We start from the raw sequence: 25,089 nt of genomic DNA on the forward strand, positions 1-25,089 counted from the left end.
AGTATAAAGGCCATTAATATGTTTCATGGCTCGGCCTAAATTTGCATCAGGGGTTTTGATTAGCAGGTGGTAATGATTGGTCATTAAACAATAAGAATGCACTTCAATATTAAAGCGAAGGCTTGCTTGCTCAATGCAATATAAAAAATGCTTAAAATCGTCATCACTCAAAAAGGTATTTTCACGCCCTCTGCCGCGATTCATTACATGATAAAACGCATTCTCATACTCTATTCGCAGCGGCCTAGACATAGTAATCAACTCGATAACCTGTAAATTATAAATCTAGACCTTTGAAGTCTGAAGTCAAGATTTGACCCCAATGGTTCCTGAAGTCAAGATTTGACCCCAATGGTTCCTAAATACCCCACCGTGCCATTTTTATTACCTAAAAACCAAGGGGTTTGATTTTTATCAAGCGACACACTGTGCGCATACGTACCACTTGGCAGTGTGTACTCTTTCATTTCACCGGTTTCAGGGTTTAACCTACCTAAAATATTGCCCCACTGGCCAACCCACCAAATAAGCCCGTTTTCACCTTGCACAGGGTCGCGAGCGCGTTGCCCAAGCGTAGGCACTTGCCAGTATTTAAAGTTTAGTTTTAAATCCCCTTTAACCACCGTTGACTCGCGCTTAGTGTTAACAGGGTAATGCTTAGCCAAATACGCGCTTATATCTTTACTAAGTGCAGTACCTTCGCCTGTATCAACCATATAGCTTATAAGTGTTTGCCAATCCGCTTGGCTATAACCCGCACTGCGCTCAAGATTGTTTAAACTATGGCAACTGGCACAAAGCTGCTCAACTAATACCCCTGGCTCGTTACTCAATACAGGTAACGGCGCAGCTAAAGTCCCTAGCGCAGCCATTGCAGCAACCTGTTTATTAAATAAAAATCGATTTTTATGCATAACGCCCTCCCTTTTTTAATATTAAAGCATAGGGCGAAAGTGTTTACTATGTGAGCACTTTTAGCTTTTAGCTTTTAGCTTTTAGCTTTTAGCTTTTAGCTTTTAGCAAAATGGTATTGTTTTTATTTTCGGTGTAAAAATCATTATTGTTGGAGGCGTAATAGCAGTTTAAATACGTTTTCCTGCTTAAAAACTAAAACAAACTCCCTCTACATGTAAAACCAAATAGTGCGCGCTTTCGGCCAACGCGCTTGCAAGCTAAGCGCCTACAAGTAATAGCATTTTTACTTATTGTGGTTATTACATTGGCTGTGCGTTAGGTCTCGCTTCGCTCAAATCAACCCACGGTTGTTGCATACCTACAAGCTTGCGTATAATGCCCGCATTCTGGCTGTATCTATTAGCCGCTAATTTGGATTTTAATAATGAAAAAACTCTCTGCAGTGCAAGTAAAACAACAAGCACTTGTGCTTAACGTTGCCGATAAACTAGAAGCACAAGGGCGCGAAGAAATCCCTGGTATGTTGCAGTGCTGGTTTGATGTGGAATATCACTTATTTCCAAGTTCACTACTTTTGTGTTTTCAGTTTGAAAACGAGCAAGCTTTAGCAGCCGCAGAGCCTGATTTATTAAAATGGCAAAAGCGTTTAAGCGCCGCAATGCTTAAAAAAGGCGTGATTTTAAAAGATATGCGTAAACACTTAGTGTTTACTTTAAAAGGCCCTGATGATTAAAATAGGGTTTAAGTTAGCTAAGGGCTTATAGCTCTTAGTTAATTAGCTCTACTCCAAATAGGTAACTCTTTCCAACATTCAGGAAAGCCCATTTCGGTTACTTTAATATCATATACCTCAATTAAGCTAGCTAGCTTTTGTTTCCAATGGTGGTTAGGGCTAATTAAATCCATAAAATAACCACACATAACGAGTGTGTTGTATAACTGTTTAGTTGTATCGCTAAAGCTATTAAGTAAAACACTGTCGCCATTTGTTGGCAGCTTCATCGTAAATGTAAAATCTCGGTTGTATAAGCGACTATGATGGGCACAGATATTACGTACCGTCGTTATGTGGTGTAAAAAAGATGAGAGTATTGTTTCTTTTACTTTATATGAATCTGCAATATCATTTTTTAGCGCTCGTCGCCCTATTGCATCATAACTTCTAGAAAGCCAGCCAAAACTCATTACTTCAGCAACAATCCAAATAGCGGGGGTCTCTTCATTATATTTCTGATTTTGCTTTTTTATATTTGTATCTGACGTTCGTTGAATTTCAGCACAAATATTACTAACAAAGTCGTTATGGTTAAATTTAGAAGTGAATGCAGTAGGATCTAAGTGTGCGTGTGAGCCATACTTTTTTGCTAAATGATATGACCACTGAGTTCGCAGAGATACTTCTATTCGCTCAATGGCATCAAGTAGTAACAACCTTAACTCTCTATCAAAAGAATACAGATTTAACACTTGCTCAAACGTAGTACCAGACTTAAAAGTATGATTGTGATGATCTTCAATAAACGACCACCAATAAGTGCCTAGTCTGTAATAATTGATATGACTAAGATAAAAGGCTGCTGCTTCTTTATCATTAATTACTAGCCCACGCTCTTCAAGTAAGTCGACTTGCTTTTCAAATGTTATGGGGGCTTTAGGGAACTGCATGAAGGCTAAATCCTTTTACCATGCTATAGAAATAATTAACCCCTCGCAGGGCGCTGAGCTTACGGGTAGCGGGAGGGGTGTTGTTACGCGTAATTATAGAGCTTAAAAGTATAATTTCAAGATATTTATAGCTTGGGTTGATACTGGCACTAAACGATGAATGAGGTGCAAACCTAAGACCTAAGGCCTTAATTAATCATCAATAATGCTTAGTTAAAACGCTTAAACTCATATAGCGTTCTTCATTCAAGCCATGCTGCATGTTCACACCAATCGACATCATTACTAGGTGCGTAGCCATATTTAAATTGAGTATAAATAATAAGAACACTTGGTTTTTGAATAAAAAGATCAAGAAAACACAGCGACCTCCTTGATCGGAGCTTTCTAATGGGTGACCCCTCTGATTTTTATTTTGTTAATAACATATTCAGTATAGTTTTTTATAAAGCATTTTTGTAATACAGTAGAGTTTCCAAAACTAGAGGGAACTTTATGAAAGTACGCATTATGGGATTTACTATCGATCCTACTAAAAAACCTAGCCTAAATGATTTAATGACCAACATTGAAGCTGATTTTATCGACACGAATAATGAGAACGAGAAAAGAGGTGGTCGATTACTTTTTGTTGACACTGACTCATACAACGATTATTACGTTGGCCTAGTTATTACAGCTAAAGATGCTAAAACGTATTGTCAGTTAAAACAAGATGCAGATGGATCTATGAAATTAGTTGTATCTGATCTTGATCCTGATTCTAGCTTGATGGAGTTTAACTTCTTTATTGTTAAAAAAGATAATGGTATTGGCCTTTATCAGTATTATCACCAATCGTGCAGTATGAATGGTACGATGAAGCTGCTTAATCAGCGTTTCAATATTGTACATCGCCAAAAAGTTGAAGAAGCAAAAGAACTTTACATTAAGACAGAAAACCTCTCTAAAAAGAAAGCAACAACAAAGGCTAATGCAGAGAATCATGACCGCTTTAAATGGCAAATGCTTGTTAGTGAAGAAAAGCTAAGCAAAATTCTTGCTCATATGAAACGAATTAAAGCGTTAGAATTAAACTTCTCGACTTTAGAGGCTGAGACCGATGAATTTAGAGGATTAAAAGATCACGTAGTAAAAAACACTCAACGCTTTCTTTTTAGTCAGCAATCAAAATTCAGAGATTTGGTAAAAAATGTCATGACATGCGTAAATAATTCCGATGCTGACTCTGGTCGTGTTATTGCAATCGACATTAACGATAATGAGCAAACATTTAATATTTCAGAAAACCTAGATATTTTTGGTGTGTATGATTTTGATGATATCACTAAAAAAATTGACTCATTGAACATCGATGATTTTGCAAGTAGCTGGATGATTGAAGAGTTGATTAATATTTGTGAAGAGCGATCAGAGTATTTTAAAGCTAAACTTAAGGTCAAATAGAGGAACAAACTATGGCTGGGAAAAAGGTTCTATGCTGCTGCTTTGTGGCTTCTTTCCTTGTAATTGCTATTATTTTTAGCTGTACTATTTTCTTAGGTCTAGATCCAAATAAAGTGGTCAAGTTTTATCAAATAAATATACGTGGTAGCTTGTTTGCTGGTTTTTTAACTCTTGGTGGATTTTTACTCTCTTTAAAAACATTCATTATCGTTAAATTAAAAGAAAATGTTTATGACCATAAACAGTATGAAAAGCGCTTTAAAGAACAAAGCAAGCTTAATAGTAAACTAGTATTTTATGCTCCGCTGAAAAACCTAAGTGACTTTTTATTTTGGACGGTAATTAGCTGCATTGGGGCAGCAATAACACAGCTAACATTAGGGTTGTTTAACTGCTTTTATGCAGCTTTAATCGCCATTCTTGCGGCTGTATTTGCTATTTGTGTACTAATGTATTCATTATATCTGATTAAGCTTTGTCTAAATGATTGGTTTGAGTTTTTAGATAAGGCAAGGACAGTTAAGCTAGAGGAGGAAAAAATAAAAAAGAAGAATAAAGAAAACCTCACTGAAAGCTCAAAATAGTATATGTAGCCCCTATTTAGGGGATTTTTTAGTTTACAGGCTAATTCCCACAATAATTTTTCAAGTCAAGAATGTAGAGGGTTAGATCTTATTTATTGCCAAAGCCAAACACCAATCTCACGTTTAACACCCTTTCCCGTCATCACGCCCTGAAAATAAGTAATTGATGAGTAATTCATTTCATGGCAGGATTTTGTTCCCGACAAATCCTAAGTACCTACATCCATGTAGGCAATGAAATGAAAACCATGCTTGCACATGGGTGTGCTTTCATGGCGTTTACGTTCACATCAATTGTGTTTTGAAGGATTAAGCATGATGCTCGGGGTGCCGCGGGATTCCAGGGGGCGTTCGGCGGTAGCCGCCCCTTGGTTGCCGCCGGCAATCTGGCAAAAACCTTGAATAAGGTTTCTAATTTCTAGAAGTACCAAACGCATTCCCGCTATCTGTAATAGTAACCTCAAGCACCTTTTTAAATGCTTATTCGGGCTGCCTCTCGCACATCAACAAGCTAAACGCCTACAGCAATTAACCATTTTTGGGCTGCGCCCAACACGCCAGCAAGCTGTGCGTCTACAATGTTTAACACACACAAAAAAGCCGTTGCATGGCTGCAACGGCTTTTATAATTTTGATAAATTTTCAAACTATAATGGAACTTACTACCCATGAAAGTTCAAAAATTAGTCGCGGTTCTTAGTCGCGATATGTTTCAACCGCTGGGCATGAACATACTAAGTTACGGTCGCCGTATACGTCATCTATTCGTGTAACGGTTGGCCAAAACTTGTCTTTAGCAACGCTTGGTACTGGGAAGGCTGCGTAAAAACGATCGTATGCGCGGTCCCATTCGTTACCTAACACGTCAGCTTGTGTATGCGGTGCAAACACAAGTGGGTTGTTTTCGATTGACCATTCGCCAGAGATTACTTTGTCGATTTCGCCTTTGATTGACACCATTGCTTCGATAAAGCGGTCAATCTCGCCTTTTGACTCAGACTCTGTTGGCTCAATCATTAACGTGCCCGCTACTGGGAACGACATAGTGGGTGAATGGAAGCCATAATCTTGCAAGCGCTTAGCGACGTCCATTTCAGTAATGCCTGATTGCTCTTTAAGTGGGCGTAGGTCAACAATACATTCGTGCGCAACGCGGTTGTTACGGCCACGGTATAAAATTGGGAAGTGCTGGCTTAACTCGTGCGTTAAGTAGTTAGCGTTCACAATCGCCATTTCGGTGGCTTGTTTTAAGCCCTCTGAGCCCATCATGGTTATGTAAGCCCATGAAATAGGTAAAATAGCGGCTGAGCCGTAAGGCGCTGCTGATACGGCACCATTGTTAATGTTGGTACCCGGTACGTTAATTACGCTGTGGTTTGGCATAAATGGCGCAAGGTGCGATTTAACACCAATTGGGCCTACACCTGGGCCGCCGCCACCGTGTGGAATACAAAATGTTTTGTGCAAGTTTAAGTGCGATACATCTGAGCCAATAAAGCCTGGGCTTGTTACGCCTACTTGCGCGTTCATGTTTGCGCCGTCCATGTAAACTTGGCCGCCGTGCTCGTGCACAATGTCACAAATTTCGCGAATGGTTTCTTCGTAAACGCCGTGTGTAGATGGGTATGTGATCATAATACACGATAAGTTTTCAGACACTTCTTCAGCTTTCGCTTTAAGATCGGCCATGTCTACGTTACCGTTTTTATCGCAATCAACCACGACAATTTTCATGCTGGCCATTTGCGCAGATGCAGGGTTAGTACCGTGTGCTGAGCTTGGAATTAAACATACGTTACGGTGCGCATCGCCGCGTGACTCGTGGTATTTACGAATAGCAATTAAGCCTGCGTATTCACCCTGTGCGCCTGAGTTTGGCTGTAGTGAAACCGCATCGTAACCGGTAATGTTAACTAGCCAGTCGTGCAGCTCGTTAATCATTATTTGGTAACCTTCTGCTTGGTCTAGCGGACAGAATGGGTGAAGGTTTGCAAATTCAGGCCAAGTAATAGGGATCATCTCAGCGGTCGCGTTTAGTTTCATGGTACATGAACCTAACGAGATCATTGAGTGGTTAAGCGCTAAATCTTTGTTTTCTAGACGCTTAATGTAGCGAAGCATGTCTGTTTCGCTGTGGTAGCTGTTAAAGTTTGGATGCGTTAGTATTTCGTCATCACGTACTAAACTAGCTGGAATAGAGTCGCTACCGTTTGCTTCAATATCGGCAGCAATAGCGTCTACACTCAGGCCGTGGCCTTCACCTAGTACAATATCAAATAGCTCAGCTACATCGGCGCGTGTGGTGGTTTCTGAAATCGAAATAGAGTACTCGCCGTCGTGGTTCGTGGCAAAGTTAACGCCTTTGGCAAGTGCACGTGCTATTACGTCATCTTTGCTGTCGCTTACAACTGTTAGCGTATCAAACCAGGTGCTGTGTTTAAGTGCGATACCTTTAGCTTTTAGGCCAGCAGCTAAAATATCAGCAAAGCGATGTATACGTTGCGCGATAGTTTTTAAGCCTTGTGGACCGTGGTACACCGCGTAAAACGCTGCCATGTTGGCAAGTAGTACCTGCGCTGTACAAATGTTTGAGTTGGCTTTGTCGCGGCGAATGTGTTGTTCGCGCGTTTGCATTGCCATACGTAGTGCGTCGTTACCTAAACGGTCTTTAGATACACCAATAATACGCCCTGGTAATGAACGTTTGTAAGCATCACGTGTTGCAAAAAATGCAGCGTGTGGACCGCCGTAACCCATAGGTACACCAAAACGCTGAGCCGAACCAAGTACTACGTCAGCACCTAGTTTACCCGGTGCTTTTAATAGTAATAAACTCATAATGTCGGCAGCAACACAGGCAATGGCCTTTTTGCTTTGTACGCCAGCAATTAGGTCGGTTACATCGACTACTTCACCCGATGTAGATGGGTATTGGAAAAGTGCACCAAAAATGTCGTGGTTAACGGCATCTTCTGCTTTACCTACAATTATTTCAAAACCAAACTGCTCAGCACGGGTGCTTACTACGTCAATAGTTTGTGTGTGTACGTCGTCAGCAATAAAAAAGGCATTGGCTTTTTTAGCTTTAGATACGCGTTTTGCAAGGCCCATAGCCTCAGCAGCAGCGGTTGATTCGTCAAGTAACGAGGCACTTGCTAAATCTAGGCCTGTTAAATCTAGGGTCATAGTTTGAAAGTTTAATAACGACTCTAAACGCCCTTGCGCAATTTCTGGCTGGTACGGCGTGTACGCAGTATACCAACCTGGGTTTTCTAGTACGTTACGTAAAATTACGTGCGGTACGTGCGTTGGGTGGTAGCCTTGGCCAATGTACGATTTGAAAACTTTATTTTTGCTTGCTACCGATTTTAAGTAGCTTAGTGTTTCAACTTCAGTACGGCTTTCGCCAACTGTTAATGGCTGCGCTAAGCGAATGCTTGCAGGTACAGTTTGGTCGATCAGCTCTTGCACACTTGATACTTCTAAAGCACTTAGCATATCGCTTACTTGTGCTGGGCTTGGCCCAATGTGGCGGCGAATAAAATCTTGCTTTTGCTCTAACTGTTCAAGAGATTTGGCGTTTGACATGCGTCTAGATTCCTATGATCCTAAATACTAACGGGTAATTAGTATTGATTAAAATATGTGATGATTTAATAACTTACTGTGTATGGGAAATAGGCCGTTAAATCATAAAAGCCCCAAAAACAGTGAATGGGGCTTTTGTCATCTACTTAGAGTATTACTCTTCGTCGATTGTGTTAGCGTAGTCTTCTGCGCTAAGTAGGTTTTCAAGCTCTGACTCGTCAGTTGCTTTAATGCGGAATAACCAGCCGTCACCGTATGGGTCGTTGTTAACCGTTTCTGGTGCGTCTTCTAGCTCTTCGTTAATCGCTACAATTTCGCCGCCAATTGGCGCGTAAATGTCTGATGCAGCTTTAACCGACTCTGCTACTGCACAGTCTTCGCCTGCATCTACTTCGTCGCCTACTTCAGGTAGTTCTACAAATACCATGTCACCAAGCAGCTCTTGTGCATGCTCAGAAATACCCACAGTAAATGTACCGTCACCTTCGTTGCGAACCCACTCGTGAGAAGAGGCGTATTTTAAATCGCTAGGGATATTGCTCATTATTTTGTTCCTTTGGTTTATATTGGGAGGATACCAATCACAAAATTATTGTGATTGGTATAACCAAATTTTTAAATGATTGATTTGCCGTTACGTACAAAGCTAGGCTTTACTACTTTAACGTTAACTAATTTTTTGCGCATTTCTACTTGGGCTGTATCCCCTGTTGAACGCGGTACACGTGCAAGGGCTACACTAAAACCAAGCGTTGGTGAGAAAGTACCTGAGGTAATAACCCCTTCTCCACCTTCAACGATTACTTTTGAGCCGCTACGCAATACGCCTTTTTCTTCAAGCACTAGGCCAACAAGCTTGTCGGTGCTTTTTTCAGCGCGTTGCTTAACAAGTACGTCACGACCAATAAAGTCACGATCTTCTGGTTCCCATGCAATAGTCCATGCCATGTTAGCTGCAAGTGGCGATACGCTCTCGTCCATATCTAGGCCGTAAAGGTTCATACCTGCTTCTAAACGTAGCGTGTCGCGTGCACCTAAACCAGCAGGCTTAACACCTGCATCTAGCAGTTGCTGCCATAAATCAGCTGCTTGCTCGCTCGGTACTACAATTTCGTAACCGTCTTCGCCAGTATAACCCGTTGTGGCAATAAATAAATCACCCACTTGTACACCAAAAAATGGCTTCATTCCTTCAACAGCGGCTTGTTGCTCGGCATTTAAAAGTGTGGCTGTTTTTGCTTTTGCGTTAGGGCCTTGTACTGCAATCATTGCAAACTCTGGGCGCTCAGTAACGCTTACTGTAAAGTCGGCAGATACCTTAGCTAAGTGTGCTAAATCTTTTTCGCGGGTGGCAGAATTTACCACTAAACGGTAAAAGGTTTCGCTAAAGTAGTAAATAATTAAGTCGTCGATTACGCCGCCTTGCTCGTTAAGCATGCCAGTGTAAAGCGCTTTACCGGGGACAGTTAATTTTGCCACGTCGTTTGCTACTAACTTACGTAAAAATGCTTTTGCTTGCTCGCCTTCAACATCCACAATCGTCATGTGCGATACGTCAAACATACCTGCATCGGTACGCACGGCATTGTGTTCTTCTATTTGTGAGCCGTAGTTGATTGGCATTTCCCAGCCATGAAAATCAACCATTTTTGCGCCTGCTTCAAGGTGCTTAGCATGTAGTACAGTTTTAGAAGTCATAACATTCCTTCACTTTTAAATTAACCCTGTGCGGGCGTGGCTTAAATAGGTTTAACTAAACAGGCAAACATAGTTATGTTTACCGGTTATTTTATGTATTAAGCAGCTTGGTTTTGCATTAGTGCAAAACCTTGTGCTTGTAAGTGCTGTTGCCATTTTTGTAGTGCTTGTTGCTTGGCGACTAACACAAAATGTTGTTCATCGTTTTTGTCTATTGCAGTAATAAATACATCTCCGCTTTGTGCGCCATAGCATAGTTGCGGGTTTGATAAACGCAGCCCTGGCGTTAATTTAAACGCGCTAATTAGGGCATCAAAGGCATTTTCTCCACACAGCGCAAGGGTTGCAAGGTCGCTACGTAGTACATAGTCAATATCAAAACGAAGTTGTTGTTCGTTTATAAGTGCTTGTAATTGCAAGCTTGCGCTGTGCGGTAATACAAATCTAAATGCGGTTTCGCTAAAGTAATAAACAGCAAAGCTATAGTCTGAATTTAAATCGCCATCAAGCGTGCCTTTTAGGCCTAAGCCGCTGGCTGTAAGCTTTGTTAGATCTAACCCTAAAATAGTGCTTAAAAATACACTGGTTTCACTGCCACTAAAGTCCATTACAACCAGGTTGTTATTAGCTTGCACGGCATTAGTCACTGCACTTGCAGCATTGCTGTGGCGGGCAAACATTATTGGGTTAAAAGTCATAACAAACACCTGTGTATTTTTGATACCAAAAGTATATTGCGCCACTGTGACAACAACAAATTGTAATTATTAATCAATTGATAAATAATACTTATATATATGGCTATATAAATTGTAATTTTAAATATGAAAAACATATCAACCGACAGTTTGCGTACCTTTGTAATGGTTGTTGAAGTAGGTGGATTTGCAAAAGCCGGCGACCTGCTGGGCTTGTCGCAGCCTGCGGTAAGCTTGCAAATTAAACGCCTTGAAGATTTACTCGGTTATAAATTATTTAAAAAACAAGGCCAGCGCCAAGTGCTTAATCAGTACGGTGAGCTACTTTTGCCTATGGCAAAACAAATGATGCAGTATAACGATGCTATTTTGCAGCAATTCACCTCAGAGAGCATAACCGGTAAGGTGCGCTTGGGTATTCCTAGCGAATTTGCTGCGCGTATTTTGCCCTCTATCATTGGTGACTTTGTTTCGCTTTATCCAGAGGTATCGTTAGAAGTTAAATCACGCTTGAGTAAGCATTTGCTGTCGGCTTCAAGGCAGGATCAATTTGATCTTGTTTTAGCGCTTAACGAGCGCCTTAATTCAGACAAGTTTCCTATTTTTATGCAAGATGAGCTAGTTTGGGTGGGCGATTTAGCGCAGGCTAAAAATGAGGTTGTTACCTTAGTAACTGCGCCCGAGGGCTGTATTTATAGGCGCCGTGCTACCGATGCACTTAAAAGCGCAGGTATTAAGTATCGTATTGTATACAGTAATGCCGACTTAACTGGGTTAATAGCCGCCATAAAAGAGGGATTAGGAATTACTGTGCTGGCTAAAAGCACGGTACCAAGCGATCTTAATTTTCAGGTACAAAGTAAACATTTACCTGCCCTTGGTAGCATAGGCATTAGCTTAATAAAAAGCGGGGGGGAGTCAGAGCACGCGGTAGACAAACTCGCTGAGTTTATCGCATTACGTTTAGGCTATTAGTGCGCGTTAGCGATTTGCTTAACCTGTAAAATTACCAACTACGCTACATAAAAAACGCCGAGGTTAAACTAACCTCGGCGTTTTGTAAGCTAAACCTGGCGCTAACTAAACCCCTCATTTAAACGTTTAAATAACGAGTTTTTGTCTATCGACACGCTTAGCTGCCTAAAAATAAATATATTAATTAAGCAAATGGATATTAGTTATTTACGTTACGTTGGCGTAGCACTTCAAATAAACAAATACCGGTGGCTACCGATACATTTAAGCTAGAAACACTTCCTGCCATCGGAATTTTAACTAACACGTCGCAATGCTCACGCGTTAAACGGCGCATGCCCTCGCCCTCTGCTCCCATTACTATTGCCATTGGCCCAGTCAGGTTTGCATCAAACACGTGGGTGTCTGTTTCGCCAGCGGTGCCCACAACCCATACGCCTGCATCTTTAATTTCGCGAAGCGTACGCGCCAGGTTTGTTACCTGAATAAGCGGTACGGTTTCGGCTGCGCCACAGGCTACTTTACGTGCTGTGCCGTTAAGCTTGGCCGACTTATCTTTAGGTACAATAATGGCGTGTACGCCTGCAGCATCGGCACTACGTAAGCAAGCACCTAAATTATGCGGATCGGTTATGCCATCTAGCACCAATAAAAACGGCGTGTCTTCGCGAGCAATGATCTCATCTAAATCTTTTTCGTTATACACACGCGCTGCTTTTACATTAGCAATTATACCTTGGTGTTGCTCACCGTTTGCTTTGTTGTCTAACGCTTTTCGCTGCATAAATTGTACAGAAATACCAAATTTACGTGCTTCATTAATAATCGGGGTTAAGCGCTTATCATCACGGCCTTTTAGGGCATAAATTTCTAAAAAACGCTCTGGCTCTTTTGCTAAAATTGCTTCAACAGAGTGAAAGCCAAAAATTAATTCATTACTCACGTATTATTTGCTCCTGAGCTATTACGTTTACGGGCATTTTTGCCTGGTCTTTTAGGCTTTTTAACAGCCTTTTTTTTCGATTTTTTCTTAGCGGTGGTTTTTTCAGCGGCTTTTTTACCGGCTGGCTTTGCGCCAGACTTACCTGCAGGTTTACCTTTACTTTTGCTGGCTGGTTTTTTACCCGCTTTAGGTTTTTCATCACCTGATGTATTTTTTCCAGGGATTTTACCCGCTTTAAGCTGCGATCTTACACTTGCCGGTACATGGCTTGGTTTACCGCGCCCTTTAGCTGCACCACGGCGACGGGCGTATCTATCTTGAGCTACATCACCACTGAGCGTTAAATTTATACGGCGCTCATCTAAACTTACCGAAGCCACTTGCACTGTTACTTTGTCACCAAGGCGGTAAACGGTATGTGTATGCTCACCAATGAGGGTGTGTTTTGCCCCATCATGATGGAAGTATTCCTCACCTAAATTAGTAACATGGATCAGTCCATCAATTTGTAAGTCGTCTAGGCGTATAAATAAACCAAAGTTAGTAACGGATGAAATAACCCCGTTAAACTCATCACCCACGTGGTCTTGCATAAACTCACATTTAAGCCAGTCGGCAACTTCACGCGTTGCGTCGTCTGCGCGGCGCTCGGTGGTTGAACACTGCTCGCCTAGTTGGTCTACTTCATCATCGGTGTACGCGTATGCGCCCGATGTTTGCTGACCTTGTGCTTTTATTACCGCTTTAATTGCACGGTGTACCACTAAGTCAGGGTAACGGCGAATCGGTGAGGTAAAGTGTGCGTACGCAGGCAGTGCTAAGCCAAAGTGACCTATGTTATCTGGCTGATAAACCGCTTGCTTCATAGAGCGAAGTAGCATGGTTTGAATAAGCTCGGCTTCTGGGCGGTCGCCTAAACGGGCTAACACTTGGGTAATTTCTTTCGGTGTTGGCTCATCGCTTAATGTGCTTTGAATGCCAAGCTCACTTAAAAACTGCGTAAAGTTACCTAGTTTTTCTTGATCTGGCTCATCGTGCACACGGTAAAGCGCACTGGCTTCGTGTTTTTCTAATAATTTAGCCGCCGATACATTGGCTAAAATCATACATTCTTCAATCAGTTTGTGCGCGTCGTTACGAACAACCGGCACAATTGATTCTATTTTACGGTGTGCGTTAAATACAAAACGTGTTTCGAGCGTTTCAAACTCAATAGCACCACGGGTTTGGCGCGCCGACTTAAGCGCCATATACATTTGCTGTAAGTCAGTTAAATGTGGCACAACAGGTGCGTATTCTTCGCGTAGTTTTTCATCGCCTTGTAAAATGGCATTTACTTTGGTGTAGGTTAAACGCGCATGTGAGTTCATCACCGCTTCGTAAAACTTATAACCCGAAAGCTTACCTGCATCTGATACCGTCATTTCGGCCACCATACAAAGGCGGTCTACTTTAGGGTTAAGCGAACATAAACCGTTCGACAACACTTTTGGCAGCATTGGAATTACTTGCTCAGGAAAATACACTGAGTTACCACGGGCTATCGCTTCTTTATTTAGCGGCGTGTTCATACCTACATAATGCGATACATCGGCAATGGCTACCCATAAGCGCCAGCCACCCGATTTTTTACGCTCACAATATACGGCATCATCAAAGTCGCGAGCGTCTTCACCATCTATGGTGACCAGTGGCAGGTCGCGTAAATCTACACGGCCTTGTTTGTCGGCTTCATCAACAAACTCACCTAAATGAGCAACTTGTTCGTCCACTTCTTCTGGCCAAACATGAGGAATATCGTGATTGCGCAGTGCCACTTCTATTTCCATACCTGGCGCTAAGTGCTCACCCAGTACGTCAATAATTTTACCTACCGCGTTCATGTTACGGCTAGGGTTTTGAGTGATTTGCACTTGCACCATTTGGTTATGGCGCGCGCCGTTTTCACTGCCTGGCAGAATAATAATATCTTGGGTAATACGTGGGTCTTCGGCTACAACAACGGCAATACCATGCTCAACAAAGTAACGCCCTACAATAGGTGCGCGCTCATTGGTAAGGACTTTAATTATGCGGGCATCACATTTTGAGCCTGAGCCACGCTTTGTGCCTTTAGCAAGTACAATGTCACCATGCAGCACCATGTTCATTTGATGCTTGGCTATAAACCAATCCTTGCTCTCGCCTTCAACTTCTAAAAAGCCAAAACCGTCTCTGTGGCCAATTACTTTGCCTTTGGTTAAACCGGCTTCGTCAATTAGGGCGTAACATTTAAACTTATTAAAATACAATTGGCCATCGCGCTCCATGGCGCGAAGGCGGCGCTTAAATGCAATTTGGCGTTCGGTATCGTTTACAGCTAATTCATCACAAAGTTGCGTGAAGTTAGCAGGTTTTGAACGCTCTTGAAGGTGAGTAAGTATAAACTCACGACTAGGGACTGGGTTTTCGTACTTTTCTTGTTCTCGGCTGAGATTTGGATCTTGGTTTGACATTCACTATCTTGTTAGTTGGTTATGTAGGTATTTTAACCCATATACGTAAAATGAGACAGGTAAAAGCGTATGAAACTTTTAATAAACCGTTTAATGAGTAAAACATACGCTCTATGGCCTTAATCATTACTTAATATAAGCGCGATTATAACCAGCCTTTTTGCTTTGCAATACGCGCTGCATCTACGCGGTTAGTAGCATTGAGTTTTGCGATAGCATCGGATAAATAATTACGAGTTGTGCCTTCACTTATAAACAGCTGTTTGGCTATCTCGCTTGTTTTTAAGCCATCGCTTGCAAGCTTAAGTGCTTTGCGCTCTTTATCGGTGAGCGGGTCGGCGTCATCAAGCGCGTTAATGGCAAGCTCTGGGTCTATCACCTTTTGCCCTTGCATTACTTTTTTAAGTGCATTGATAAGCTCATCACTGGGTGCTTCTTTTAAAATAAACCCTTTAACACCTAGGGCGAGCGAGCGCCTAATATAACCCGCTCGCGAAAACGTGGTCATAATAACCATTTTAATAGACGGGAACGTGGCCGCTATTTGCTCACTTAGCTCTATACCGCTCATGTGTGGCATTTCAATATCGGTTAAAATTATATCTGGTAATGCCTCATCGCCCAGTGCTTTTATTGCATTAAGGGCATCTTGGCCGTTACTGGCTTGGCCTATCACTTCAATATTAAAATCAAGGCTTAACAATGCCCCTACTGCGTCGCGCACGAGTGCTTGATCTTCCACTAAATATACTTTGATCATTGTTAATCCTTAGCTGAAATTGGCAGCATTACGTTTAAAGTAAACTTATCGCCACAAGTAAACGTGGCATGGCCATTAAGTTGCTCTGCGCGCTCTTTAATACCATTTAAACCGTTACCTGCGTTTAACGTGCTGCAAGGTGCGTTATCAATCACACTTATTTGCAGCTGATGCTGTGTTTGCTCTATGTGTATCTCACAGTTTTTATTACTGCTATGGCGCAATAAATTAGTGACCGCTTCTTTAATTATAAGCCCTGCGATCCCTTCTACTTTGGGAGGCAAAGTATCTAATACAACATTAAAGTTAACGTTAAAATCTTGCTCTATTAGCCTTTGTTTAAGCTGGGCTATTTGGCTTATTAAATTAAGTTGCTTTAAATCGCTCACGGCGTTTCTTACATCGCTAAGTAACTGCCTTGCCAGATCTGCCACTTGTGCTATTTCGTTATTGGCTTGCTCGTATCGCTCGCCTTGGTTTAGCTTATTAGCAAGTTCGGCTTTTAATGCAATAGATGAAAGTGAGTGGCCTAAAATGTCGTGCAGGTCGCGGGCTATTCGCTCACGCTCTGCAATAGCGGCTAACTGCTCTAATTGGTTTGCGCTTTCTTGTTCGCGCTTTTTATGCAGGCGCTCCTTTTGAGTTGCAATGCCAAAGGCCAACAACGCTCCTGAAATTAATAAAGTGCCGGCTAAAAAGTATTTTATGTTTGCTATATCAGCTAAATAAGCACTTAACGCCACTGTAAAAATAAGGCTAAAAACGGCATATAACCTGCTTTTTTTAACATACGATTCACCCGCTATAAACGCGATAAAACCATATAAAGTAGAGGTGCCTGTGGTATAAAATGTGGCGCTAAAACATACCAAAAGCATAACAATAAACAATGTTGTTATACGCTTTGTTTCACAATGCATGGCTTTTATGTAAAGCAAAATAAATACAATATAAAAGGCCACGCTCATGACAATGGTATTGACTGGTAAGTTAGATAAGTTAAAAAGCGTGGGAAGTAAATAAAACCCAGTAAAAATTAGGGGCGCATATTCCCAAAACTTTTTATTACTGGGCTTTGAAAGCGTATTTGTTGTACTCATGCCAGTGCCCTTAGTTCATTATTTTTGTTTATAACACTATTTTTATTAATAAATATAAATAACACAAAAATACCAATGAGTATAAAGTAATCATTTATTGAAACACTAAAGCTAAATGATTCTAAAAACTCACTAATAGCGAGACTTATTAAAATTAACGTATTCATAGCCACCTCCCATTAAGATAAGTTAACTATGCCAAAGCCAAAAAATAATAAGCGTGTCAAATGTCATTAACTTTGCTGACATTTGTCATGTTTTAAAAATTTCATCCTGTGAGTTCGCACCCAGTGATAAGATAATAAAAAAAGGAGTTCTCATTAAAATGCAGCCACAACAGCAAAGCCTGATTTACTTACATATTGCCGTATTACTTTTTGGGGGCACCGCCCTGTTTGCAAAGTTAATAGGGTTAAATGCCATTGATATTACAGTGTACCGTACCGCTATTGCTGGTATGGCACTTTTAGCGATGCTGTATTTTCAAAAAAAACACATTAAGTTAAACAAGCCAAAAGACTACCTTATTGCGTTATTTTTAGGTGTGGCAGTAGGCATGCATTGGGTTACTTACTTTGCGGGTATGCAAATGGCGGGCGTAACCGTCGGCATGCTGGCTTTTTTTAGTTATCCAGTAATGACGGTGTTCTTAGAGCCCTTGTTTAATAAAAGCAGGCCCCAAGCAAAAGATATTGTAAGCGCAGCGGTGGTTGTAGTTGGTATATATTTACTCGTGCCCAGTGCCAATTTGGGTGACGATGTAACCTTAGGGGTTATTATGGGTGTGGTATCAGCGTTGTTTTTTTCGATTAGAAATATTACCCATAAACGTTTTTTTAGCCAGTATGGCGGCCCTCAAACCATGTTTTACCAAACCTTAGTGGCAAGTGTTATGCTTTGCGCTTTTATTGAAGTGCCGGTGTATGAGGTGAGTAACCACGACCTTATTTTAATTGCTGTGGCGGGTATTATTTTTACCGCTACACCGCACTCGCTATTTGCAGCGAGTTTAAAACACTTATCGGCCGCTACTGCGGGGTTAATTTCGTGCTTGCAGCCGCTTTATGGCACGTTGCTGGCTATTGTTATTATTCATGAACGCCCAACGCTACTAACACTTATTGGTGGGGCACTCATAGTCAGTGCAGCCTGTTTTGAAACATGGTCTATTACTCAAAAGGCTAAAAAATGAAAATATTTGCGCATCGAGGGGCAAGTGGCCATTACCCAGAAAACACTAAAAGCGCTATTTTAGAAGCGTTAAATGTGGGAGTAGATGGTATTGAAGTTGATATTCAAAGTGCGCTTGATGATTATATGCTCATACACGACTCGTGGTTAGATAGAACCACCAGCGGGCACGGAAAAGTAAGCGACTTTACGGCGCAGCAACTAAGCCAGCTGGATGCCGGTAACGGCGAGCAAATTCCCACTTTACAGCAATTACTCGATTGGAATAACAATAAAACATTACTCAATATAGAGCTAAAACATACCTTTGAGCTTGAAAAGTTTGTCAGCATTTTAAATAGTAATATTGCTAAAGGTATTATTACTAAAGGTAATATTTTAGTGTCGTCGTTTGATCACCATCAAATTCATTGGCTAAAAAATAGGTTACCGTGGTTACAGATTGGCGCATTAACCTCATCAATTCCATTAGATTATGCACAGTTTGCACAAAAGCTTAATGCGTTTAGTGTTCATGTAGACAAAAGCTTTGTAAATAAAGCCTTTGTAGATGATGCCATAGCGCGGGGTTTGCACGTTTACGCCTACACCGTAGATAGACCCGAAGACATAGATTTTATGCTTAAAATTGGGGTGCATGGTATTTTTACTAATTACCCTGCTCGGTCTAAAAAATATTTAGCAAACATTATTACTTGAGTTAACGGTAACTTAGTCGATAATCTCTAAATGGGGTAAGCAATAAATGAGTGGCGTAATGCAATTTTATAATTATATTGAGCAAACATTTTTTTATACGCTTACGCGTAAAATAGTGGGCAATTTAAGCTTTGTATTTTTGTTTCAGGCCATTACCTTATTTTGGTTATATCAAAGCTTAAGTGATCAGCACAGCACTAGCGCTTTTTGGTTGTTAACCTTGGTTATTGTTGCAGGCTTTGCCTTTACTATTTTCTATATGCGCTATTTAATAGTGCGCCCTGTAAAAGCGATGTGCGACACATTAATAAACATAAACCAGCAAGAGGCTAATTTAGCCGCCAACTTACCGCAATTTTCGTTCGATGAATTTAAAGAACTAAGTACGCAATATAACTTATTTACTAACCACTTAAGTGATTTACTGAGTACAACTCACGCCAGCGCTAAAGCCAGCGAGCAAAGTAATGTTGATGTAAATACCGCTATGCAAAATACACAGCAATTAAGTGAACAGCAAACTCAGCTAAGCCACACTATAATTAATGCGAGCAACCAAATAGTGCAAAGCTTAGAGGGCATAGTGAGTAATACTGATAGCGTGCATAGTGTTAACAGCGAACACTTAGACTTTGTTAAGCTTTCGTCGCAAGAGCTTGCAAGTTTAGTCGAGAAAGTGTCGCTTATTGGTACCTTACTACAAAGATTTTCTAAAACGGTGTCTGGCCTTAAAGAAAACAGCGAAAACATTCGCAGCATTTTAAAAATGGTTGAGGAGTTTTCGGATCAAACTAATTTATTGGCACTTAACGCTGCCATTGAAGCGGCACGCGCCGGCGAAGCGGGCAGAGGTTTTGCTGTTGTTGCTGATGAAGTACGTACCTTATCGGTAAAAGTAAGTGGTGCAACCCGACAAATAAGCGACTTTATTAACCAAATGAATGAGCTGGTTAACGAAACTAACCAAGAAAGTGAGCAGTTAATTAGCCACTCTAGTACCGCACAAAGTGCCATTAGTAATACCTCTGAAGGGTTTAAAGCAATGCTAAGTGAGTTTGAACAAAACCAACAGCAGCTTCAGCAAATAGCAGATGCAGTGCATACCCTAGAGCAAGCGCAGCAACACACTCACCAATCAGTAGAGCAAATTGTTACCTTAGGCGAGCAAGCTAAAAGCGCCATTGATCATGCACTAAGTAATAGTCAGCAATCACATGCACTTAGTCAGCAAACACAGCAGCAGTTAAAGCGCTTTGTGCAATAGCGATTACAAAACAATGCTGGGCTGTGAATTTCCTACTATTTTAAAGGCAGCATTCAACAGCGCTTTATAAATATGGTAAATTACGCAGCTAATTATTTAAGTGTGTAATGTGTGTGAGTAACTCAACCCCCAACTATCAACAGCTAGCCAAAAATATTAAAACCTGGGGCCAAGAACTCGGCTTTAGTGAGGTTGGTATTACCGATATTGATCTATCTAAACACGAAGCACAATTACAGCGCTGGTTAGATGCAGGCTTTCATGGCTCAATGGACTATATGGCAGCTCACGGCATGAAGCGCGCTCGCCCTGCTGAACTAGTACCTGGTACACAGCGGGTTATTTCGGTGAAAATGAATTACCTGCCCCCTGATGCTAGTTTTGCCAAAACATTAAAAAACACCGAAAAAGCTTACATTAGCCGCTACGCATTAGGGCGTGACTATCATAAATTAATGCGCAACCGACTAAAAAAGCTAGGCCAAAAAATAGAACAAGCAATTGGCGATTACGGTTTTAGGCCATTTGTAGACTCAGCACCAGTACTTGAGCGTCAACTGGCTGAAAAAGCGGGATTGGGTTGGCGAGGTAAGCACTCTTTATTAATAAATCAAGAAGCTGGCTCGTGGTTTTTTTTAGGTGAGCTTTTTGTTGATTTACCGCTGCCAATTGATACTGAAAATACGTTTGAAGGCTGCGGTAAATGCGTTGCTTGCATTACGCTTTGCCCAACAGGCGCAATTGTAGAGCCGTATGTGGTAGATGCACGTAAATGTATTTCTTACTTAACCATTGAGCACCAAGGGCCAATACCTGAGAAATACCGTGCGTTATTGGGGAATAGAGTTTACGGCTGCGACGATTGCCAATTGGTTTGCCCATGGAACCGTTATGGTCAAATTACCGATGAGCAAGACTTTCATCCCCGTACGCAACTAAAAAATAAAGACTTAATTGAGCTATTTGCCTGGGACGAACCTACTTTTTTAAAAAATACCGAAGGCAGCCCTATTCGCCGTATTGGCCACGAACGTTGGCTTCGTAATTTAGCGGTGGGGTTAGGCAATGCCGATTTTAGCCCTGCTATTATTTCCGCTTTAGAAAACAAACGTGAATCTAGCTCGCAGCTAGTAAAAGAGCATATAGAATGGGCGCTTGAGCAACAAAATAATAAACAACGAGAACAACTTCGTAAAACACAGCGCCTAATAAGAATAGTCGAAAAAGGCTTACCGCGTGATGCGTAAATCACTCATGTGAGCCTTATAGTCTGAGAGGTTTATTTTTTAAGTAACAAAGACAAATCTTGTTCAATTTCAGCAAATGCGGCTTTAACTTGCTTAACCGACTCTTCTCTAGCAACTGAATTTTGAATTGTTTCGTCTACTTTTTTATAAATAAATATCTCTTGGTCTTCATCTAACCCCATTGTAGGTATGCGTATTTCAAGGTCTTCTTGTAACTGCTTGAATACTTTTTCGTTACTTTCTCGGTTTTCGTTGAGCAACCCAATTAAACCATGAAACTTACTATGCACCGTGCTGGCTACATCATTTAACTTTTGCTGCTGCGACTCAAGCATTTGCTTGGTCATAATTGCCCGCAGTTGCTGTTCAGTCACACTGACAATAAAGCAAACATGGTCACGAATACGCCCGTGTTTATCTGGGTCGTGATCTGGCATGTTAAGTATTAATAGGCTTATCATTTCGTAGTTCACTAATATACGGTGAGAGAACTCATGTAAGCGGCCTTTGTTTTTAAGCATGTCAAACAGCTCAACCACAATAGGCGAACACACACCATTAAGGGCAAAGTGCTCTATTGTGTCGTCATACCTAAATTCAACATTGCTTTGTAAGTCAAACGTTTGCAGACAGTCTATTAGGGCTTTGCCTAAGTCTTGCGGATTGTTAATAAACCCAATATTTTCAATGTAATTAACTATTTGCCCCATTTCGCTACTATTTGCCATAGCGTTAAATGCCGTAGATGTTGCATCTTCTACTTGTTTTTCGAGGCTCTGTTTTTCTATTAATACTTGATTTAAGTTTTTAAGTTTTGATTTAAGCTCATCATGCCCAAACGGCTTTACTATGTAATCCTCAGCACCAACTGAGTAGCCTTCCATACGCTCTTCAACCGTTCCCCTAGCTGAAACAAACATAACAATTATATGCGCTGTATTTGGATTTGCCTTTAATGCTTTACACACTTCATAGCCATTCATTTGCGGCATACTCACATCAAGTAAAATAACTTGGGGCATGTAGCCTTCTACCATGGCTAAACACTCAGGGCCGCTTGTGGCAACTTGTAATTCGAAATCAAGATCTTCTAAAATTTCTTCAATAATTTCTAGGTTGAAAGGTTCATCATCTACAGCAAGAATTTTAGTTAAGGCCATATTTTCATCATCCAATTAAATATCATTTAAACATTAATTCACAAATAATTAGCTATCTTGCACTGCTAGCTTATCATCGGCTAAATGCTCATCTAAATCTATTTCTAGGGGTACCTGAATCCTAATTGTTGCACCACCATCGCTATTATTACTTGCCGTAATTTCACCTTGATGAAGCGCTACAAATTCTCTACAAAGCGCAAGTCCTAAACCTGTACCACCAGCGCCACTATTTGTTTTGCTGCTTTGTACAAATTTAGTAAACACGTGCTCTAATTCATCCTCGGGTATACCTATTCCATTGTCTATTACATCAATAATGGCACTGTTTTCATCAGCCATTAAGTTCACTTGAATACGACTTTTAGGTTCACTAAATTTAAGTGCGTTACCTAAAACATTGCGCAGTAGTTGATTTATTTGCTCTTCATCACACTGCACAACCACTGGCCCTGGCTTTGAAAAAACAATTTCAATTTCTTTTTCCATCGCTGTACCAGATACATCATCAATACTGGTTTTGATAATACTTTCGATATTGTATGGGCGCGGATTAAAAGGAAACTTCCCAACATCCAGTTTTGATAAATCAAGTAAGTTATTTAGTAGCGAAAGCAAACGCTCACCGCTACTTTCTATACGCGACAAATACTTTAAAAGTTTATCTTTAGCAAAATCGCCTGCTTCTAACTTACTCAAGCCAAACCGAGAAAAGCTCAATATAGAGTGCATAGGAGTGCGTAGCTCATGCGACATGTTTGCCAAAAATTCTGATTTACTTAAATTGGCGGCTTCGGCTACATTTTTGGCGTGCTCTAACTGAGAAGTACGCGCGCGTACTTGCTCTTCAAGTAGGTCTTTAGCTTCTAAGAGTAATTCTTCTTTTTCTTTTAAATGTGTGACATTTTTAAATATAACCGCTAACGCTATTTCGCCATGGTGGTCAATTTCGTTAAATGAGCCAACCAGTGGAATATACCCACCATCTGTTTTTTGCAAACGCAGATCGCTACTAAACTGGCGATTACTGTTTAATGTTGTGATCTTGTTTTTTATTTCAGCACTTGATTCCTCATCTAAAAATTCAAATACAGAAAAACCCGCGAGTTTGTCAAAGGGCAGCTTAAACAGCCTTAAGCAGGCATCGTTTGCTTCAATTACTTTGCCGTTGCGCTCAAATAACATAATGGCGTCTGGCGTATTTTTATAAATAACTTGTAGTAGACTGTCTTTTTCAATTAACGCATCAACAGTATCTTGTAAACGCTCTACAAGCTCCGCATTTCGGCGTTTTAAAAGCTCTGTTTGCCACAATTTATGTACTGATTGCAGCAGAACACTATCGGTGAGGGGCTTTATTAAAACATCTTCAACCCCTTTACGAATCGCCTCAATCATTGAAACTTGCTCAGGGTGTGCAGTAAATAATAAGCAGCGGCAATCTGGCTGAGACATTTTAATAGCAGAGAAAATATTTAAACCGGTACCATCTTCAAAACTAAAGTCGCTAATTAAAATATCTATACTCTTTTTATTTGCCACTGCCACTGCGTCTGTTGCGCTGGTTGCTGTTAGCGTTTTGATATGCGCGCCGACTAAATTACTTTTCATTTTTTCAAGGCGCTCGGGTATATGATCAACAAGTAAAATAGTAGGAAGTTTTAAAACATGGCTAGAGCCAAGCTCTAAGAGGTTTTCAAGTAATGAGGTAATTTCTTTATTTGAGAAAAACGGATAAATAACCGTTGCATCTGGTACAAGTTTATTAAGCTCACTAAAGGCGGTAAGTTGTTCGCCGCTTTCGGCTTTAGGGGCAAGTAAAACGCAGCGGTCTTGTGAGATTGTTTGAGCTAACGACTTTACTACTTCACACGGCACTCCGTAGGCACCAATTACCAAATCATACTGGCTGGTGTTAGAGTATAAATCGATCATAGAGTAATGAACGAGCTCAGCCTCACAACCTATTAATTCTAGTAAAACTTTTACTCTCATTGCGATAACACTGCTGCTATCTACAATTAAAATTTTTCGACTCATTAAGCCACACTATCGTAAACACTTTATATGTTAATAGCGTAGCCTATAATTTCTTAGTTGGTATAGGTTGTTAGACTTAATTTTAATTTTTTTACCGATAAGCTCCACAACTATTTTGGTAGATGCTTGCCGAAAATAGTTAAGCTATAGTGTGTATTGTCCATTACCGCGATATTTGGCAACTCTCCCCATACGCTAAATCCGAAATGCTTAAATAGCTTAATACTTGGTAAATTGTGGCTAAAAATAAAACCAAGCAACACTTCAATTTTGAGTTGTTTAGCCTCTTTTTGCGCAAACTCCATCAGCCTTTTACCAAGTCCTTTACCTTGTGCCGCTTTGGTAATATAAATACTTATTTCGACAGTGCCATCATATGCGGGACGCCCATAAAACGATTTATAGCTTAACCAAGCAAGTACTTGACCATTTTCGCAATAAACATAAATCGGGCGTTTTTTAGAGTGGCTATTAAACCACTCTAGCTTACTTTCTACAGATACTTCCTCAGTATCGGCGGTCACCATACGCGAAGCGATGGTTTCGTTGTATATTGCTACAATGGTAGGTAAATCTTCGATAGTGGCTAATCGTGTTGTCATAAGCGCTTAATATTGTTGA

23 protein-coding genes are annotated in these 25,089 nt (G+C 40.8%); 8 read left to right on the forward strand and 15 right to left on the reverse strand.

Annotated features, from left to right (window positions below; genetic code table 11):
- The coding region (locus CWC16_RS09295; protein ID WP_171037639.1) for a transposase at positions 1-252 on the reverse strand (252 nt) is incomplete at its 3' end.
- Between the two features lie 83 nt (positions 253-335).
- A complete protein-coding gene (locus tag CWC16_RS09300) occupies positions 336-914 on the reverse strand; it encodes a Vgb family protein (protein WP_249929205.1) in 579 nt (192 codons plus the stop codon).
- A 425-nt stretch (positions 915-1,339) separates the two neighbouring features.
- On the opposite strand from CWC16_RS09300, the gene CWC16_RS09305 reads away from it, so the two are divergent.
- Positions 1,340-1,648 (forward strand): hypothetical protein, encoded by a 309-nt coding sequence (locus CWC16_RS09305; RefSeq protein ID WP_004587588.1) that lies wholly within the window; start codon positions 1,340-1,342, stop codon positions 1,646-1,648.
- Positions 1,649-1,686: 38 nt separating this feature from the next.
- On the opposite strand, the gene CWC16_RS09310 is transcribed toward CWC16_RS09305, so the two are convergent.
- Positions 1,687-2,580, reverse strand: coding sequence for an Abi family protein (locus tag CWC16_RS09310; RefSeq protein ID WP_138541343.1), 894 nt, complete (start codon positions 2,578-2,580; stop codon positions 1,687-1,689).
- Positions 2,581-3,075: 495 nt separating this feature from the next.
- Here CWC16_RS09310 and CWC16_RS09315 point away from each other — a divergent pair, with 495 nt between their 5' ends.
- Entirely contained in the window at positions 3,076-4,026 is a 951-nt protein-coding gene (locus CWC16_RS09315; protein WP_138541344.1) for a hypothetical protein, read from the forward strand.
- 11 nt (positions 4,027-4,037) lie between these two features.
- A complete protein-coding gene (locus tag CWC16_RS09320; protein WP_138541345.1) occupies positions 4,038-4,610 on the forward strand; it encodes a hypothetical protein in 573 nt (190 codons plus the stop codon).
- Between the two features lie 696 nt (positions 4,611-5,306).
- On the opposite strand, the gene gcvP is transcribed toward CWC16_RS09320, so the two are convergent.
- The 4 genes from gcvP to CWC16_RS09340 all read right to left on the reverse strand — a co-directional run bounded on the left by gcvP (position 5,307) and on the right by CWC16_RS09340 (position 10,594).
- Positions 5,307-8,198: an aminomethyl-transferring glycine dehydrogenase gene (gene gcvP / locus CWC16_RS09325; protein ID WP_138541346.1), complete on the reverse strand. Its 2,892-nt coding sequence runs from the start codon at positions 8,196-8,198 to the stop codon at positions 5,307-5,309.
- 154 nt (positions 8,199-8,352) lie between these two features.
- A complete protein-coding gene (gene gcvH, locus CWC16_RS09330) occupies positions 8,353-8,742 on the reverse strand; it encodes a glycine cleavage system protein GcvH (RefSeq protein WP_055017488.1) in 390 nt (129 codons plus the stop codon).
- 71 nt (positions 8,743-8,813) lie between these two features.
- Positions 8,814-9,896, reverse strand: coding sequence for a glycine cleavage system aminomethyltransferase GcvT (gene gcvT / locus CWC16_RS09335; protein ID WP_138541347.1), 1,083 nt, complete (start codon positions 9,894-9,896; stop codon positions 8,814-8,816).
- 98 nt (positions 9,897-9,994) lie between these two features.
- Positions 9,995-10,594 (reverse strand): hypothetical protein, encoded by a 600-nt coding sequence (locus CWC16_RS09340; RefSeq protein WP_138541348.1) that lies wholly within the window; start codon positions 10,592-10,594, stop codon positions 9,995-9,997.
- Between the two features lie 126 nt (positions 10,595-10,720).
- On the opposite strand from CWC16_RS09340, the gene CWC16_RS09345 reads away from it, so the two are divergent.
- Positions 10,721-11,569, forward strand: a complete 849-nt coding sequence (locus CWC16_RS09345) for a LysR family transcriptional regulator (RefSeq protein ID WP_138541349.1) — start codon at positions 10,721-10,723, stop codon at positions 11,567-11,569.
- Between the two features lie 199 nt (positions 11,570-11,768).
- Here CWC16_RS09345 and rlmB read toward each other — a convergent pair whose 3' ends face one another.
- From rlmB to CWC16_RS19870, 5 genes are all read right to left on the reverse strand, one after another.
- On the reverse strand, positions 11,769-12,512 hold the full coding sequence (rlmB, locus tag CWC16_RS09350; RefSeq protein WP_138541350.1) for a 23S rRNA (guanosine(2251)-2'-O)-methyltransferase RlmB: 744 nt from the start codon (positions 12,510-12,512) through the stop codon (positions 11,769-11,771).
- On the reverse strand, positions 12,509-15,007 hold the full coding sequence (gene rnr, locus CWC16_RS09355; protein WP_138541351.1) for a ribonuclease R: 2,499 nt from the start codon (positions 15,005-15,007) through the stop codon (positions 12,509-12,511). The genes rlmB and rnr overlap by 4 nt, the downstream gene beginning before the upstream one ends.
- Before the next feature lie 145 nt (positions 15,008-15,152).
- Positions 15,153-15,767, reverse strand: a complete 615-nt coding sequence (locus tag CWC16_RS09360) for a response regulator transcription factor (protein WP_138541352.1) — start codon at positions 15,765-15,767, stop codon at positions 15,153-15,155.
- A gap of 2 nt (positions 15,768-15,769) precedes the next feature.
- Positions 15,770-16,867, reverse strand: coding sequence for a sensor histidine kinase (locus tag CWC16_RS09365; RefSeq protein WP_138541353.1), 1,098 nt, complete (start codon positions 16,865-16,867; stop codon positions 15,770-15,772).
- Positions 16,864-17,034, reverse strand: coding sequence for a hypothetical protein (locus CWC16_RS19870; RefSeq protein ID WP_171037640.1), 171 nt, complete (start codon positions 17,032-17,034; stop codon positions 16,864-16,866). The genes CWC16_RS09365 and CWC16_RS19870 overlap by 4 nt, the downstream gene beginning before the upstream one ends.
- Positions 17,035-17,192: 158 nt before the next feature.
- On the opposite strand from CWC16_RS19870, the gene CWC16_RS09370 reads away from it, so the two are divergent.
- From CWC16_RS09370 to queG, 4 genes are all read left to right on the forward strand, one after another.
- The gene (locus CWC16_RS09370) at positions 17,193-18,059 is read left to right on the forward strand and encodes a DMT family transporter (RefSeq protein WP_138541354.1); all 867 of its coding nucleotides are present in this window, start codon (positions 17,193-17,195) and stop codon (positions 18,057-18,059) included.
- The gene (locus tag CWC16_RS09375) at positions 18,056-18,757 is read left to right on the forward strand and encodes a glycerophosphodiester phosphodiesterase (RefSeq protein WP_138541355.1); all 702 of its coding nucleotides are present in this window, start codon (positions 18,056-18,058) and stop codon (positions 18,755-18,757) included. Before CWC16_RS09370 ends, CWC16_RS09375 begins: the two co-directional genes overlap by 4 nt.
- 46 nt (positions 18,758-18,803) lie before the next feature.
- The gene (locus tag CWC16_RS09380; protein WP_138541356.1) at positions 18,804-20,021 is read left to right on the forward strand and encodes a methyl-accepting chemotaxis protein; all 1,218 of its coding nucleotides are present in this window, start codon (positions 18,804-18,806) and stop codon (positions 20,019-20,021) included.
- A 113-nt stretch (positions 20,022-20,134) separates the two neighbouring features.
- Positions 20,135-21,268 carry a tRNA epoxyqueuosine(34) reductase QueG gene (queG, locus tag CWC16_RS09385; RefSeq protein ID WP_138541357.1) on the forward strand — a complete coding sequence of 378 codons (1,134 nt, stop codon included), beginning with the start codon at positions 20,135-20,137 and terminating at the stop codon, positions 21,266-21,268.
- 32 nt (positions 21,269-21,300) lie between these two features.
- On the opposite strand, the gene CWC16_RS09390 is transcribed toward queG, so the two are convergent.
- The 3 genes from CWC16_RS09390 to CWC16_RS09400 form a co-directional block, all read right to left on the reverse strand.
- Positions 21,301-22,428, reverse strand: a complete 1,128-nt coding sequence (locus CWC16_RS09390; protein WP_138541358.1) for a response regulator — start codon at positions 22,426-22,428, stop codon at positions 21,301-21,303.
- 48 nt (positions 22,429-22,476) lie between these two features.
- Positions 22,477-24,468 (reverse strand): sensor histidine kinase, encoded by a 1,992-nt coding sequence (locus tag CWC16_RS09395; RefSeq protein WP_138541359.1) that lies wholly within the window; start codon positions 24,466-24,468, stop codon positions 22,477-22,479.
- Positions 24,469-24,578: 110 nt separating this feature from the next.
- Entirely contained in the window at positions 24,579-25,070 is a 492-nt protein-coding gene (locus tag CWC16_RS09400) for a GNAT family N-acetyltransferase (protein ID WP_055014155.1), read from the reverse strand.
- Positions 25,071-25,089 lie beyond the last annotated feature (19 nt).

Source organism: Pseudoalteromonas sp. S3776 (assembly GCF_005886915.1).
Lineage (GTDB): Bacteria > Pseudomonadota > Gammaproteobacteria > Enterobacterales > Alteromonadaceae > Pseudoalteromonas.

What these genes read in the sequence shown, in the direction of transcription:
- CWC16_RS09300 (WP_249929205.1), bottom strand. Translation starts at nt 914, where the DNA reads ATGCATAAAAATCGATTTTTATTTAATAAACAGGTTGCTGCAATGGCT.
- CWC16_RS09305 (WP_004587588.1), top strand. Translation starts at nt 1,340, where the DNA reads ATGAAAAAACTCTCTGCAGTGCAAGTAAAACAACAAGCACTTGTGCTT.
- CWC16_RS09310 (WP_138541343.1), bottom strand. Translation starts at nt 2,580, where the DNA reads ATGCAGTTCCCTAAAGCCCCCATAACATTTGAAAAGCAAGTCGACTTA.
- CWC16_RS09315 (WP_138541344.1), top strand. Translation starts at nt 3,076, where the DNA reads ATGAAAGTACGCATTATGGGATTTACTATCGATCCTACTAAAAAACCT.
- CWC16_RS09320 (WP_138541345.1), top strand. Translation starts at nt 4,038, where the DNA reads ATGGCTGGGAAAAAGGTTCTATGCTGCTGCTTTGTGGCTTCTTTCCTT.
- gcvP (WP_138541346.1), bottom strand. Translation starts at nt 8,198, where the DNA reads ATGTCAAACGCCAAATCTCTTGAACAGTTAGAGCAAAAGCAAGATTTT.
- gcvH (WP_055017488.1), bottom strand. Translation starts at nt 8,742, where the DNA reads ATGAGCAATATCCCTAGCGATTTAAAATACGCCTCTTCTCACGAGTGG.
- gcvT (WP_138541347.1), bottom strand. Translation starts at nt 9,896, where the DNA reads ATGACTTCTAAAACTGTACTACATGCTAAGCACCTTGAAGCAGGCGCA.
- CWC16_RS09340 (WP_138541348.1), bottom strand. Translation starts at nt 10,594, where the DNA reads ATGACTTTTAACCCAATAATGTTTGCCCGCCACAGCAATGCTGCAAGT.
- CWC16_RS09345 (WP_138541349.1), top strand. Translation starts at nt 10,721, where the DNA reads ATGAAAAACATATCAACCGACAGTTTGCGTACCTTTGTAATGGTTGTT.
- rnr (WP_138541351.1), bottom strand. Translation starts at nt 15,007, where the DNA reads ATGTCAAACCAAGATCCAAATCTCAGCCGAGAACAAGAAAAGTACGAA.
- CWC16_RS09360 (WP_138541352.1), bottom strand. Translation starts at nt 15,767, where the DNA reads ATGATCAAAGTATATTTAGTGGAAGATCAAGCACTCGTGCGCGACGCA.
- CWC16_RS09365 (WP_138541353.1), bottom strand. Translation starts at nt 16,867, where the DNA reads ATGAGTACAACAAATACGCTTTCAAAGCCCAGTAATAAAAAGTTTTGG.
- CWC16_RS19870 (WP_171037640.1), bottom strand. Translation starts at nt 17,034, where the DNA reads ATGAATACGTTAATTTTAATAAGTCTCGCTATTAGTGAGTTTTTAGAA.
- CWC16_RS09370 (WP_138541354.1), top strand. Translation starts at nt 17,193, where the DNA reads ATGCAGCCACAACAGCAAAGCCTGATTTACTTACATATTGCCGTATTA.
- CWC16_RS09375 (WP_138541355.1), top strand. Translation starts at nt 18,056, where the DNA reads ATGAAAATATTTGCGCATCGAGGGGCAAGTGGCCATTACCCAGAAAAC.
- CWC16_RS09380 (WP_138541356.1), top strand. Translation starts at nt 18,804, where the DNA reads ATGAGTGGCGTAATGCAATTTTATAATTATATTGAGCAAACATTTTTT.
- CWC16_RS09390 (WP_138541358.1), bottom strand. Translation starts at nt 22,428, where the DNA reads ATGGCCTTAACTAAAATTCTTGCTGTAGATGATGAACCTTTCAACCTA.
- CWC16_RS09395 (WP_138541359.1), bottom strand. Translation starts at nt 24,468, where the DNA reads ATGAGTCGAAAAATTTTAATTGTAGATAGCAGCAGTGTTATCGCAATG.
- CWC16_RS09400 (WP_055014155.1), bottom strand. Translation starts at nt 25,070, where the DNA reads ATGACAACACGATTAGCCACTATCGAAGATTTACCTACCATTGTAGCA.